The sequence below is a fragment of the Acinetobacter amyesii genome, from assembly GCF_023499985.1.
GTDB classification, from domain to species: domain Bacteria; phylum Pseudomonadota; class Gammaproteobacteria; order Pseudomonadales; family Moraxellaceae; genus Acinetobacter; species Acinetobacter amyesii.
Window position 1 is genome coordinate 37,081 of the sequence record NZ_JAMCOU010000033.1, and the last position, 14,101, is coordinate 51,181.

The window sequence follows — 14,101 nt, forward strand, 5'->3', positions numbered from 1 at the left end:
ATTAGCATTGTTCATGAAAAATGAGCGATTTTTAACTCCTTTCACAGACTTGAATTGAGATTTCAATGTGAAAGTTTTAGCATTAAACCTTTCAAGTAGGGCTCGGCGTTTTGATCTGCAGCATTGCAGGCCGGCTTAGACACAGGATTTTTTTATGTCACAAGCAACAACATTTCAGGTGCAGGATGGGCAATTGCTAGGTGCGCGTCAAATTCCATCACCGAATTTTAACCAGCGTCCTGAAGATACCGAAATTCAGCTTGTCGTCATTCATAATATTAGTTTGCCACCTTCTCAGTTCGGCGGTGGTTATATCGAACAATTTTTCCAAAATCAGTTGGATTGGTCGAAACATCCTTATTTTCAAACTATTGAAGGGATGCAAGTATCGACACATTTATTGATCCTGCGCACAGGCGAAGTTCTACAGTTTGTCAATTTTAATGATCGAGCTTGGCATGCAGGTCGCTCAACCTATTTAGCACAAAAAGAATGCAATGATTATTCGATAGGCATCGAACTCGAAGGAAGTGATGATTTACCTTTTGAAGCTGCACAATATGCCGTGCTGACCGAGGTCGTGGCGTGTTTACAACAGGCTTATCCTAAAATTCAACAACATATTGCAGGGCATTCAGATATTGCACCGGGACGTAAAACTGATCCAGGTCCATTTTTTGAGTGGAACACTTTTCGTCAACAGCTGCATCATTTTAAAAACAAATAAACAATACATACTGCGTTTAATAAACCAATGAAATTCCTTGACGAGTTTCATTACAATAGGCGCACTTTCAAAAGTGAGAAATACCGATGGCGCTTTGGCGTTCGACAGTCATTGTCAGTGCAATGACTATGTTGTCCCGTGTATTGGGACTGGTACGGGATATTGTCCTGTTAAATGTATTTGGTGCAGGTAAAGACTTCGATACCTTCGTGGTTGCCTTTCGTATTCCTAACTTTTTTAGGCGCTTATTCGCAGAAGGGGCATTTTCACAAGCCTTTATTCCTGTATTGACTGAATATAAAACCAGTCGAACCCATGCCGAAGTCCAGATTCTGATTAGCCGTGTTTTTGGCTGTTTAGGTCTGGTGATGACTAGTTTGACGTTCATCGCGATGGTGGCGGCACCTGCCATTATTTATATCTATGCACCGGGTTTCCATGGTGATGCAGACAAGTTTGCGTTAGCTACCGATATGTTCCGCCTAACGATTCCTTACTTACTGTTTATGTCTTTAACGGCATTTGCCAGCAGTATTTTGAACAGTTATGGCTCATTCAGTACACCTGCGTTCGCTCCAGTGTTACTCAATGTCGCGATGATTGCCGGTGCGCTGTGGTTAACCCCTTATATGGCTGAGCCAATTATGGCTTTGGGTTGGTCTGTTGTCGCGGCAGGATTCTTGCAATTGGCGATTCAGATTCCAGAGCTGTGGCGTAAAAAATTACTGATTCCACCGAAAGTTGACTTCAAACACGAAGGTGTTGATCGCATCATGAAGTTGATGCTGCCAGCACTGTTTGGTGTCTCAGTGACGCAGATCAACCTACTGTTGAACACCATTTGGGCGTCTTTCATGCAAGATGGTTCAGTATCATGGCTATATAGTGCTGAACGTATGACCGAGCTACCTTTAGGTTTGATTGGGGTAGCTATTGGTACCGTGATTTTACCGTCATTGTCTGCACGCCACGCTGAACAAGATCAGGACAAATTCCGCCGTATGATTGATTGGGCAGCTAAGGTCATTATCTTGGTGGGTGTGCCTGCCAGTATTGCGCTTTTCATGCTCTCTACACCTATTATTCAGGCCTTATTTGAACGTGGTCAATTTAGCTTTGAAGATACACAGATGACCGCATTGGCATTGCAATGTATGAGTGCCGGTGTGATTTCATTCATGCTCATTAAAGTGTTTGCACCAGGGTTTTATGCGCAGCAAGATACCAAAACTCCAGTACGTGTAGGTTTAATAGCGGTCGCAGCCAATGCCATTCTTAATGTGGTGTTTATTGGATTCTTTAAACTGATTGATTGGCATGCTGAGCATATGGCCTTGGCATTGGCATCCTCTGGTTCCGCTTTAGTGAATGCAGGGATGCTGTATTTCTATTTACATAAGCGCAATATTTTCCGTTTTGGGGCGCATTGGAAAAAATTGGTGATTCAGTTTGCGATTGCCAATGCTGTGATGATTGCTGCACTGTGGTACGGCTTAACATGGTACAACGGTGATGTGTCTGCGTGGATGCGTGTCGCGGAAGTGATCATCTTATGTGTGATTGGTGTTGCTGCTTATGGTATCGCCTTAATTGCAACAGGCTTTAGACCACGTCATTTAAAACCATAAAGCTAAAACCATATAACGTAGTAAGTTTACGTGGATGTAAAAAAATAAGAGCTCATAGGCTCTTATTTTTTTCATTGACACTCAAGATGATAAAAACCTACGTTTCTTATCCATGAGTCTAAGGGGGGGTAATTTGTAGTTTAAAACGACATACAATCCGTCGCCTAAACTTTTCCTCGAGAGAGGAAACCAACAATTGCAAGGATAACTGCAATAACCAAAAGAATAACAGCAAAGTCTTTGGATAAGCCTGCCACACCACCAAAACCTAGCAGACTCGCAATCAATGCAATTACAGCGAAAATAATAGCCCAGCGGAACATAGTTTTATCTCCATGTGATTTTTTATTCTGTATGCCCATTATAAGAGGCTAAAAAAACCTACTATGTAGTCTTTTGTTTATTTAATGTTCAATATTCGGTAACTTAAACAAAGAATTAATGTGCAGGTTCAGTTAATATGCCTGCCACCTTTGTTGCGAGCGAGAAGATGACCGATACTCTACGCCCACATTTTTGGAAAAAGCATGCTTTGACTGAACTCACCCATTTGGAGTGGGAGTCACTTTGTGATGGTTGCGGGCTTTGCTGTTTAATTAAGCTTGAAGATGAAGATACTCATGAGGTTGCCTACACCAAAGTGGCATGCAAACTTTTAGACTGTGAAAAGGCATCTTGCTCCAATTATCCAAATCGTCAATCACATGTTCCAGACTGTATACAGCTGACGCCACATCAGATTCACCAATTTCATTGGCTACCACCAAGCTGTGCTTATCGTAGAATTTCTGAAGGTAAAGATTTACCACGTTGGCATCATCTAGTGACGGGAAATCGTGACAGTATTTTGAAGGCACGAAAGTCTGCCGCAGGGCGTTGCATCAGTGAAGAAGACGTCAACCCTGATGATATTGAAGATTATATTGTACGTTGGGTACGCTAAAGGACACAGATACGCTCTATCTTGGATCTAGAGTTGATCTTGTATCATAGCCAGAAAGTCTTGTTCTGACAGAACCTGAAAACCGTGCTGTTTGAGGAGTGCTGTGGTTACTCCAAAGCCTTCAATTTTCGTACGGGTAAAGCTGCCGTCATAAATATAATGGCTGCCGCAAGACGGGCTGCGATCTTTCAAGACAACAACATCAACTTTGTGTAATTGGGCCAATTCTAACATTTGTTGAGCACCTGCAATAAATTCAGCACTAACGTCTGTCCCCAAAACATCTTTAACTTGAGCTGTACCATTGAGCACATCAGTGGCTTGACCATTTTGAATTTCTGCAGGAAAACGTGGACAGCTCAGGCCGCCCATCATTTCTGGGCAGGCCGTAATGACTTGGTGAGTCTGCATCAGTTGGCAAATCGCTTGTTGTGTATTCGATTTGGCATCATAACGAACGGGTTGGCCTGCCAGACAGGCACTGACTAAATACTTCAGTGTCATCGTGTCTTGCTCCACAAGTTTTAGTGACTCAAAAGTTCCATCGCATGGTCATAACTGAGCGGGCGATAAAAGTAAAAACCTTGTCCAGTATGACAATTACATTCTTTTAATGTATCGACCTGTTCCGGTTTCTCTATACCTTCGACTAGTATATTCAGGGAAACACTCGCACCAATTTGTGTAATCGCTTTGACAATGGCAAGTGCTGAACAGTCGGTATGCATGCGTTCCACAAAATTACGGTCTATCTTAATACAGTCGACAGGGTAATTACTCAAACGTGTTAATGATGAATGACCTGTACCAAAATCATCTAAAGAAATGTGTATGCCATGCTCTTTTAATAAATGGAGAGCGCGAATCACATAATTTGAGCCACGTTCTGACAGGCTTTGCTCGGTAATTTCGACCTCAATAATATCTGGTGATATACCAAACTGCTTTAAGCGATTAAGTAGTTTTTCCGCATAATCATCACGTAAAAATTCGACAGGTGCAGCATTTATTGAAATCGGTAGCGGTTGCAGTCCAAGTTCAATCCATTTTTGAATATCTTGAAAGATTTTAATTTGCATTGTTTCACTAATGCGTGAAGCCAATTCATAATCTTGAAATGCAGCAAAAATTTGAGAAGGTAATTGTAATTGTTGGTCTTTATCATACCAACGTAACAACGCTTCAAAGCCGATAACTTGACTGTCAGACAGACGAACTTTGGGTTGATAAAACGGAATAATTTGATTGGACTTAATCAAGCTGCGTGCAAGCGTTAATTGGCGAGTAGTATTTTCAAGGGTTTTGAACATAGTATGGTTGAACATTCGTACACCACCACGACCACTGCTTTTTAAATCATTTAGCGCAATATCAGCACATTTAAGTAAATTGGAGGTATTTTGTGCATCGCGTGGGTAGATCGCACAGCCAATACTCATACCAATATTGATACTTTGCCCATTATAGAAAATGGGCATGTCCATTTGCTGACAGGCGATGCTGGCAAAATTCTGTAATTGTTGTTGCGATTTTAAATTTGGAATAGAAATGGCAAATTCATCGCCACCTAAACGTGAAACTACAATATTTGTATCAAAACATTGCTGAAAACGCTGCCCAAGGGTATGCAGTAAATGGTCTCCTGCACTATGACCTAAGGTGTCGTTAATATGCTTAAAATAATCTAGATCGATTAATAACAAACCCAGTTGTTGCTGATGTTCTCGCGCCACTTTTAATTGGCTTTTAAATACTCGACTAAACGCACGGCGGTTTAATAAACCTGTTAAATCATCTCGTTCAATGATGCGTTGAAGTTTATTTTCTGCAAGTCGCTGTATCGTAATATCACGTGATACACAGAGGATTTCTTTGACTTGGCCATATTCGTTGAATACTGGGCTGAGCATATTATCCCAATAAGCCAAGGGTTCATCTGCTACTTGGCTCATGCCGACAAAGCGAGATATTTTGCCATCTTTGGCTTCGGCAAAAGCATTCAAACACGCGTCACGGACTTCTTCAGGCAGTAATTTATGCCAAGACATACCAAACTCAGTTTCAGTTGGAGATACGCCCAGAGCTAAACATCCCGCGCGGTTCATATGCAGAACATGACCGTCTAGACTTAATAATTTTATACAGTCGACACTGGCATCTAACATTTGATTACGACTATTCAGTTTTTCTCGTAATTCAGCGAATTGATTATCTTGTAATTGTATATTCTTGGCTTGGGGCATTTTTTGAAATAAATTTATAGGTAGATCAATGCCTTGTTGAACTTGAACGATTCGCTTTTGCTTTGTTGATTGCTTCATACAATCTGTCCAATTGGGTCAGGCAAGTCTAAAATGGGATATCTTGCCGATGATACTTTAATTTGATCAATAAGGGCTAGGATGTCTTGTTACATTATAGTTAACATTCGCCTAAGCTTTTTTACATGCAAGATACTTAAATAACGACATTAAACCACCCTCCTAAATTGAATACCGAATAAAGCAAAGATTCTGCCAAGGCAGTGTTAGAATAGAAAAAACGTCCCCAATTGCCGGAAACGAAATAATAAGATGTCAGACAGCCAAATTCCTCTTCCTGAACGCATGCGTCCTCATGATTTATCTCAAATTATTGGACAAGATCACCTTCTGGGTGAAGATGCACCGTTACGCCAGATGATTGACCAAGGGCATTTGCCATCGATTATTTTTTGGGGACCTCCGGGTGTAGGTAAAACCACGATTGCATTGTTGCTGGCGCAGGCTGTTGACCGACCATTTATTAGTTTATCTGCGCTCAATACTGGGGTGAAAGAGTTACGTGAAATCATCGCCGATGGTGGAGATTTATTGACACCTGTGGTGTTTATTGATGAAATTCATCGTTTTAATAAGTCACAACAAGATGCATTACTGAATGCAGTTGAAAAGGGCAAAATTACCCTGATTGGTGCAACCACAGAAAACCCTTCATTTGAAGTTAATAATGCCTTATTGTCCCGTTGTCAGGTGTATACCTTAAATGCTCTGGATAATGACGCAATTCAGCGCTTATTGGATCAAGCCATTCAGCAAGATTCGTTTTTAAAAGAGCGTTATATTCAAATCGAAGAATATGAAGCTTTATTTCAATTTGCCGCAGGTGACGCTCGTAAAGCATTAAATCTTTTAGATTTAATCGCCAGTACGTTTGAGCCAGACTTAGAGAATATCATTAACAATGCGGTGGTAGTCAAAGTTGCGCAGCAAAATATTGCACGCTATGACAAATCGGGCGAACAGCATTATGATCTAGTTTCGGCTTTTATTAAGTCGATTCGAGGCAGTGATCCAGATGCCGCTTTGTATTGGATGGCTCGAATGCTCAAAGGTGGTGAAGACCCCGTCTTTATTGCACGTCGTATGTTGATTGCGGCATCTGAAGATATTGGCAACTCAAATCCAAATGCTTTACTGTTGGCTGGAGAATGTTTCCGATCTGTGCAGGCAATTGGTATGCCTGAATGTCGAATCATTTTGGGGCAATGTGCGGTGTATTTGGCAACCAGTGCTAAAAGTAATAGTACTTATTTGGCCATCAACAAAGCCTTAGATTTGGCAGAAAAAACCTCGAATTTACCCGTGCCATTGCATTTGAGAAATGCACCAACCAAATTGATGAAAGAGCAAGGCTATGGCGTGGACTATTTATATCCACATAATTATCCTGAGCATTTTGTCATGCAGGATTATATGCCGCCTGAACTGAAAGGCACTAAGCTGTATGAGTCTGCACGCAATAAACGTGAAGTCGAAGGTGAGCGTTTACAGCAACGCCGTTGGATGCAACAACAGCAACAATGATTTGAATGATCATAATGGCAAGGCGCTTCGGCGCCCTTTTTTATGTCTATTTCATGCAAAAAAAAGCTCAACTCAAGGCGAGCTGGGCTGAAAAAATAGGATGTCTTTGGGGGAGATACATCCTAGAGGGTAGATGGAAAATCTGGTCGGCATACACATTGGAGAAGTATAGATCCTGGTGCTGCTTGATATGTAGCTATCTTAGTGTGAACGTGGGTAAATGTGAAACAGAGGATTTTTATCGTTAACATTTGTTTTTTCGATCATAGATTAATCGAGTAATATTTCATTAAAAAACCGAGCTAAAGAGCTCGGTTTTTTACATCGATGAACGACTTAGATATCAGAAAGGTCGATACCTAAACGTGCAGCAACTTCTTCATAAGCTTCAACTACACCGCCTAAACCTTGACGGAAACGGTCTTTGTCGAGTTTTTTCTTAGTGTCTTTGTCCCATAGACGGCAGCCGTCTGGAGAGAATTCGTCACCTAGTACGATACGGTCGTGGAACACGCCAAATTCAAGTTTAAAGTCAACAAGCAGCATGTTGCCTGCATCGAATAGACCTTTAAGTACTTCGTTTACTTTATAAGTCAATTCTTTCATTTGAGCGAGTTGTTCTGCAGTCGCCCAACCTAATGCAATCGCTTGTGATTCATTCACCATTGGGTCGCCTAACGCATCGTCTTTGAAGAACAATTCGAAAGTTGGCGGAGTAAGTTCTTTACCTTCTTCAACGCCTAAACGACGGCAAAGTGAACCTGCTGCATAGTTACGAATTACGCACTCTACAGGAACCATGGTTAATTTTTTCACTAAAACTTCAGTTGGAGAAAGAAGTTTTTCGAAATGAGTTTCGATACCAGCCGCAGCCAATTTTTCCATGATAAAGGCGTTAAAACGGTTGTTCACCTTACCTTTGCGATCCAGTTGTTCAATTTTTTCACCGTTGAATGCAGAAGCATCGTCACGGAAAACTAGGATGAGGTGGTCAGAACTATCTGTTTCATAAACAGATTTCGCTTTACCAGTATAGAGCAAGGTTTGTTTTAACATGAGGGAACCTTTTTCGAGAAAAAATGCCTAGTACGACTAGGCTGGCCAATTTTGGTAAATCTGAGCTAACAGATCTGCAGCTTTTTCTTTGTCTGCAAAACTGTTATCGGCATTGAACACAGCGATGTTATTGCTTGAACCTACAGAAGAAAGTCTTAAGACATAGGTCTGCTGATCGACCTTGACGGTTACTTCGTAACGGTTTTTGCTCTGACCAACAATGGTATGGTTAAGGCTGCTGAGGGTAGCAAGTGTGTATTGCCAAATTGTAGCAGAATTTCCTTCAACTTTGATCAGTGGATTTTGATTTCCATCCACCAATAGTTGAGGGCGGCTAATATTTGTACTGTCTGTTGAGGAATCTGCAACGACATTATTTTTTTCCGCGGCTGGACGCGGAAGGGCATAGCGATTGCCGCGCTTATTTTCAAGCTTTGGTGCATGCTCAATTGCTAGCGGGTCAACTGATGGAGCAGGATACAAAGGCGTTGCAGGACGAACCATCGACCCTTCAGGGTATTTCAGCGGTTCAACATCTGTGGTTTGTTTATAGTCCAGTGTGCCATTATTAAAGGCAAGTGAACTACAACCGGCTAATGTAAATACTGAAAGTGCCAGGCTAAGTCCTAAACGTAATTGCATGATGTTTGCTCTTCTTTATTTGATAACGCCCGCAGTGATGAGTGCTTCACGAAGCGGAGTACGATATTGTTCTGCAAGGGGTGTTAATGGTAAGCGAATGCCTGTTTCAATCAGGTTCATCTCATGAAGTGCCCATTTCACAGGAATTGGGTTCGATTCGCAAAATAAAATTTGATGTAAATTTGCAACAGTATTGTTTTGTTGCTCGGCTTGGACTGCGTCACCCGCCAAAGCGCTTGCACACACTTCGCTCATTTCTTTTGGCGCCACGTTCGCAGTAACCGAAATGTTGCCTTTAGCACCTAAACCCATTAACTGATAAGCCGTTGCATCATCACCTGAGTACACCACCATATCTTTGCCTTTAAGGCCTTCAATGAGTTCTTGACCACGAGGAACATCGCCAGTGGCGTCTTTAATGCCCACGATTTGTGGAATATCAGCAAGACGGATCACGGTGTCATTGTGCATATCTACACCAGTACGGCCAGGTACGTTGTATAAAATTTGAGGTAAATCAACCGCTTCAGCAATCGATTTGTAGTGTTGATACAGGCCTTCTTGGGTAGGTTTGTTATAGTATGGTGTAACTAATAATGCCGCATCTGCACCTAATTCTTTGGCTTCTTTGGTGAGTTCAATTGCTTCGTGGGTTGAGTTTGCACCTGTGCCGGCAATAATTGGAATGCGTTTGTTCGCCACACGGATGATTTCTTTGATCACCTGAGTGTGTTCGGCCATGCTCAAGGTAGAAGCTTCACCTGTAGTCCCTACAGCAACAATACTATTGGTGCCTTGCTTTATATGCCACTCAACCAGCTTCTCGAGGCTCTTCCAATCTACGCTGCCATCTTCAAACATTGGGGTGACGATTGCGACAATTGAACCTTGAATGGTCTGAGCTTGCTGAGTCATTTTGAAAAGCTATCCTATTTGTCCATCCGACAAGATGAAATATTGATTTCTGGATGGTTTCGAATTTTGATTTGTAGCATGTTCATTGGGCTATACCCAAATTGAATAATGCTTACGCAAATTATGACTGATCAAACGCATAAGAACAATATGCTTTGGTCAAAGCCATAAAATTCTTTATACAAATCAAACTTAAAACAATCAAGTGTAAAATAGCGGTTTTTTGCAGCCTGAAAATTGTTCAGCAAGGGCTGAATCTTGAAAATGTGTTATTCAATCGAGAGGGTTGGCATGGTTGATGGGATTGATTAAATCATCAGCAAAAGGTTGATCTATGTGTATTCCGTGCTTTTTAATCAGAATTTAAGATTAAATAACAATGACTAAAGATTTAAAAACTATATCAATTCGCTCGGGTTTTATTACAAATGATTGTTAAAAACTTGGGTAATAATCTTTTTTATATCTAATAGAAATAGACATGTTTTTATGAGTGTTTAAAAAGATCGCTTGATTTGACTGTTCATTGCACGATTCATATTTTTTTATTTTAAATTTTTAATTGTTTTTACGACTTTGTGACTTAAAGCACAAAAACTATTACACCATGCACGTAATCCAATTTTGGACGAAAGGCTTCAACTTATTGGTAGTTATATCCTTTATAAGGCTCAGCGATGATGCGACTTAATTTGAACGCTGATGACAACAAGGATTCTCCAATGGAAAAGTCAGATAATAAGCATGCTATTGTCACGGTAGCAATCTGCTTCCTTATTGCCGTAATCGAAGGTCTGGATATTCAGGCTGCAGGTATTGCAGCAGCAGGGATTCGTGAATATTTCGGGCTGGATAGCTCGCAGCTAGGGGTGTTTTTTAGTGCCGGTATTTTAGGATTATTACCTGGTGCTTTGTTGGGTGGTCGGATTGCAGACCGAATGGGCCGTAAAAAAGTATTAATTTGGTCTACGGGGATGTTCGCCATCTTTACCTTATGTACGGTATGGGTAAATAGCTTCCATAGCTTACTCGCTGTACGTTTTCTTGCAGGTGCAGGTTTAGGTGCAGCAATGCCAATTTTAATTACCTTGGCATCTGAAGCGGTAACGCCACAAAATCGTGGCCGTGCAGTCGGTTTGATGTACTGTGGTATGCCTGTGGGTGCGGCAATCTTGTCATTAGTTGCAATGACGGACTTCGGTGCAAACTGGAAAAATATTTTCTATTTAGGCGGTTTATTACCGATTGTTGTGATTCCATTGATGATTTGGTTCCTGCCCGAATCGCGTGAATTCTTGAAAGCCAAAGATCAAGCGGTTCAAGCGACCGCCAATGGCGAAGTGCAACAAGGTGCTTTCAAAAACCTCTTTAACACAGAAAACCGTTTACGTACTTTCTCAATTTGGGTGAGCTACTTCTTCACCTTGATGGTGGTGTACATCATGTTGAGCTGGTTACCGTCGTTGTTCACCGAACTCGGTTTCACTCGTAAAGATGGTGCAACTGCGCAGTTCTACTTCATGGTGAGTGCAACCATTGGTACGATCATTTTAGGTATGTTGACTGATCGTTGGAAGAAAGCTTATGTGATCATTTTGATGTACGGCGGTATTTTGGCAGGTCTATTTGCGCTGAATGGTGCAGGTTCATTGACTCAAATGTACATGGCGTCAGCTTTAGTCGGTGCATTCGTGATTGGTTGCCAAGGTGTATTGTATGCCTTCGGTGGTATCGTGTATCCGACACAGTTACGTGGTACGGGTGTTGGTGTAGCTTCAGCCGTTGGTCGTGTCGGTGCAATGTTAGGCCCTGCAATTGCTGGTCAGTTATTGGCAGCAGGTTTTGGTGCGGCAGGGGTGATTACCGCGGCAATTCCATGTATCGCAATCTCTGCAATATTTATGTTGTTATTGGTACGTCGTATTCCATCATAAGAAACATGTTATATCAAAAAAAGCCCGCATCATGCGGGCTTTTTTTATGGCGACAATAGAAGTCGCACTAATGCTCTAAACCAATATAAATAAATGTATTTTATGTAAAAATACAGCAGAAAGAGAAAACAAAAAATCAACGTAGAGGGGCTATGTCAGCAAGAAAACTGGTCGCAATTTTTAAAGTTGATCAACGTGAATTCAGTTTGTATCTACATCAATACGAATTTATCTTGGAACTCAAACCTGTATTTCAAAGAAATCGCCAACATCCGAGACAAAATGCGTGGTTGGCCTTTGCCGATGAACCTACCCTAGAAGATGTTGCTGAAAATATTAATGCGTTTGAGGTCATGCAACAGACACGCAGCCATTTATTAAAATATATCTTTCAACATCAACCGCGATATTTTTATTTTCATGCCTCGACTCGGCGAAAAGCCCGTATTTACCCACGCTTTGCACAGCGTTTGGTTGAGCATTTGCCCAAGTATCGGTATTGTCAGGAAGGACAGTCATTTTATTTTTATGCACAGGACTGAATACTAAGGCTTTTAAAACATGAGCGAATCAGTAGAGTCGCCGACAATGCATGACAACGGATGGAGAGATATGCAAAAAAATACAGCGCTGATTGTGGTCGATGTACAAAATGGTTTTACCCCAGGTGGTCAGTTGGCTGTTGCCAATGCCGATCAAATTATTCCAGGGATTAATCAACTGGGACAATACTTTACGAATATTGTGCTGACTCAAGATTGGCATCCAGCCGACCATATTTCTTTTGCTGAAAATCATCCTGAGCATGTACCTTATGACAGCATAGAGCTGAATTATGGAACGCAAGTATTGTGGCCGACGCATTGTGTACAAGGCACACAGGATGCCGAATTGCATCCTGATTTAAATTTACCAACGGCGCAGCTAATTATTCGTAAAGGTTTTCATCAGCATATCGACAGCTACTCTGCTTTTATGGAAGCAGATCAGAAAACTTCAACAGGTTTGGCAGGCTATTTGCGCGAACGTGGTATTGATACAGTCTTTGTGGTGGGCATTGCCACGGATTTCTGTGTTGCATGGACGGCAATGGATGCACGTAAGCTTGGTTTTGAAACTTTTGTGATTGCTGATTTGACCAAAGGGATCGATTTACAGGGTTCTTTACAGCATGCATGGCAAGACATGTTGGCGAATGGGGTGAAGCGTATTTACCTGAAAGATATTGTGCAGCAGCATGCACAGGCATTATCTTTGGCATGACCCAGTGGGCTCAGTTGAGAAAAGGCACAAGGGTGTGCCTTTTTTGTCCCTGTATTTAAATGGAAGATGCCTATGTCGGCTTTCTTAAAATTCACTCAATTTGTGCAGAAAACATTTGCGATTTGGGTGGTGCTGTTTGCAGCGCTCGCCATGTTTTTTCCCGATGTATTTGTTTGGTTAAAAGCATATATCCCATGGATGCTAGGCATCATTATGTTGGGTATGGGCATGACCATGACACTGCAAGATTTTAAAAGTGTATTGCAAAGCCCTAAAGCTGTGATGATCGGGGTTTTGGCACAGTTTATTGTGATGCCGGGATTGGCTTTTTTCTTGTGTAAATTATTACAACTGCCGACAGAAATCGCGATCGGGGTCATTCTTGTCGGTTGCTGTCCGGGTGGAACGGCTTCTAATGTCATCACCTATATGGCAAAAGGTAATACCGCATTATCTGTTGCCTGTACCTCTGTTTCGACATTACTCGCACCGGTTTTAACCCCTGCGATTTTCTATTTGTTAGCAAGCCAATGGATCGAAATTAATGCGGCATCGATGTTGGTTTCAATTTTACAAGTGGTTTTATTTCCGATCATTGTGGGGTTAATGATTCGAACTGTCTTTAAGCACCGAGTGGATGCCTATATACAGGTCATGCCATTGGTTTCTGTTGTGGCAATTGTAGCGATTGTGGCAGCAATCATTGCGGGTAGTCGAACACAGATTTTGCAATCAGGTTTACTGATTCTTGGGGTAGTGGCCTTACATAATGGCTTGGGCTATCTATTGGGTTTTTGGGCCAGCCGACTGTTTAAATTGCCCTATGCAGACTGTAAAGCAGTGTCGATTGAAGTTGGGATGCAAAACTCAGGTTTGGGTGTGGCATTGGCGGCGACCCATTTTGCCGCTTCACCTCTGACCGCTGTGCCGAGTGCGATTTTTAGTTTGTGGCACAATATCTCGGGTCCTGCACTGGCAACCTATTGGGCAGCACGGACGAGTGAGGCCAAAGCATCGGAACAAGACAAGCCTGTTCAATAAACAAAAAAATTCAGTAAAATAAAGGGTAATCTCCCTCTTTTTTGATGTCGAAAATAAATTTTACGATTTGATGAACACGGTTTTAGGGAGTTGCATGCTTTTTTAAT

General features: G+C 41.7%; 14 protein-coding genes. 8 read left to right on the top strand and 6 right to left on the bottom strand.

Annotated elements, in window-relative coordinates; all coding sequences use genetic code 11:
• The first annotated feature begins 154 nt into the window (after window positions 1–154).
• Entirely contained in the window at window positions 155–727 is a 573-nt protein-coding gene (ampD, locus tag M5F03_RS11675) for a 1,6-anhydro-N-acetylmuramyl-L-alanine amidase AmpD (RefSeq protein WP_180101697.1), read from the top strand.
• An 86-nt stretch (window positions 728–813) separates the two neighbouring features.
• Window positions 814–2,355, top strand: a complete 1,542-nt coding sequence (murJ, locus tag M5F03_RS11680) for a murein biosynthesis integral membrane protein MurJ (RefSeq protein WP_249708401.1) — start codon at window positions 814–816, stop codon at window positions 2,353–2,355.
• Window positions 2,356–2,519: 164 nt separating this feature from the next.
• Here murJ and M5F03_RS11685 read toward each other — a convergent pair whose 3' ends face one another.
• Window positions 2,520–2,678 (bottom strand): DUF1328 domain-containing protein, encoded by a 159-nt coding sequence (locus tag M5F03_RS11685; protein WP_005006601.1) that lies wholly within the window; start codon window positions 2,676–2,678, stop codon window positions 2,520–2,522.
• Between the two features lie 167 nt (window positions 2,679–2,845).
• On the opposite strand from M5F03_RS11685, the gene M5F03_RS11690 reads away from it, so the two are divergent.
• Window positions 2,846–3,298 carry a YcgN family cysteine cluster protein gene (locus M5F03_RS11690; RefSeq protein WP_180054337.1) on the top strand — a complete coding sequence of 151 codons (453 nt, stop codon included), beginning with the start codon at window positions 2,846–2,848 and terminating at the stop codon, window positions 3,296–3,298.
• Between the two features lie 27 nt (window positions 3,299–3,325).
• On the opposite strand, the gene M5F03_RS11695 is transcribed toward M5F03_RS11690, so the two are convergent.
• Window positions 3,326–3,802, bottom strand: a complete 477-nt coding sequence (locus M5F03_RS11695) for a 2-thiouracil desulfurase family protein (protein ID WP_249708402.1) — start codon at window positions 3,800–3,802, stop codon at window positions 3,326–3,328.
• A 20-nt stretch (window positions 3,803–3,822) separates the two neighbouring features.
• Window positions 3,823–5,619: a sensor domain-containing protein gene (locus M5F03_RS11700; protein WP_249708403.1), complete on the bottom strand. Its 1,797-nt coding sequence runs from the start codon at window positions 5,617–5,619 to the stop codon at window positions 3,823–3,825.
• Between the two features lie 252 nt (window positions 5,620–5,871).
• Here M5F03_RS11700 and M5F03_RS11705 point away from each other — a divergent pair, with 252 nt between their 5' ends.
• Window positions 5,872–7,143 carry a replication-associated recombination protein A gene (locus M5F03_RS11705; RefSeq protein ID WP_111885104.1) on the top strand — a complete coding sequence of 424 codons (1,272 nt, stop codon included), beginning with the start codon at window positions 5,872–5,874 and terminating at the stop codon, window positions 7,141–7,143.
• Between the two features lie 336 nt (window positions 7,144–7,479).
• On the opposite strand, the gene purC is transcribed toward M5F03_RS11705, so the two are convergent.
• Genes purC through dapA form a run of 3 tightly spaced genes read right to left on the bottom strand, consistent with a single transcriptional unit; the run spans window position 7,480 to window position 9,756 of the window.
• Complete coding sequence (gene purC / locus M5F03_RS11710; RefSeq protein WP_078190626.1) at window positions 7,480–8,199, bottom strand: phosphoribosylaminoimidazolesuccinocarboxamide synthase; 720 nt, start codon at window positions 8,197–8,199, stop codon at window positions 7,480–7,482.
• A 36-nt stretch (window positions 8,200–8,235) separates the two neighbouring features.
• The gene (locus M5F03_RS11715; protein WP_078193263.1) at window positions 8,236–8,841 is read right to left on the bottom strand and encodes a lipoprotein-34 precursor (NlpB); all 606 of its coding nucleotides are present in this window, start codon (window positions 8,839–8,841) and stop codon (window positions 8,236–8,238) included.
• Between the two features lie 15 nt (window positions 8,842–8,856).
• Window positions 8,857–9,756: a 4-hydroxy-tetrahydrodipicolinate synthase gene (gene dapA, locus M5F03_RS11720; protein WP_180084463.1), complete on the bottom strand. Its 900-nt coding sequence runs from the start codon at window positions 9,754–9,756 to the stop codon at window positions 8,857–8,859.
• A 722-nt stretch (window positions 9,757–10,478) separates the two neighbouring features.
• Here dapA and mhpT point away from each other — a divergent pair.
• The 4 genes from mhpT (at window position 10,479) to M5F03_RS11740 (ending at window position 13,994) form a co-directional block, all read left to right on the top strand.
• Window positions 10,479–11,690, top strand: a complete 1,212-nt coding sequence (mhpT, locus tag M5F03_RS11725) for a 3-(3-hydroxy-phenyl)propionate transporter MhpT (protein ID WP_078193261.1) — start codon at window positions 10,479–10,481, stop codon at window positions 11,688–11,690.
• A 152-nt stretch (window positions 11,691–11,842) separates the two neighbouring features.
• Entirely contained in the window at window positions 11,843–12,232 is a 390-nt protein-coding gene (locus M5F03_RS11730) for a hypothetical protein (protein ID WP_249708404.1), read from the top strand.
• 70 nt (window positions 12,233–12,302) lie between these two features.
• Window positions 12,303–12,953, top strand: coding sequence for a bifunctional nicotinamidase/pyrazinamidase (gene pncA, locus M5F03_RS11735; protein WP_078193259.1), 651 nt, complete (start codon window positions 12,303–12,305; stop codon window positions 12,951–12,953).
• Window positions 12,954–13,025: 72 nt separating this feature from the next.
• Window positions 13,026–13,994 (top strand): bile acid:sodium symporter family protein, encoded by a 969-nt coding sequence (locus M5F03_RS11740; protein ID WP_249708406.1) that lies wholly within the window; start codon window positions 13,026–13,028, stop codon window positions 13,992–13,994.
• Window positions 13,995–14,101 lie beyond the last annotated feature (107 nt).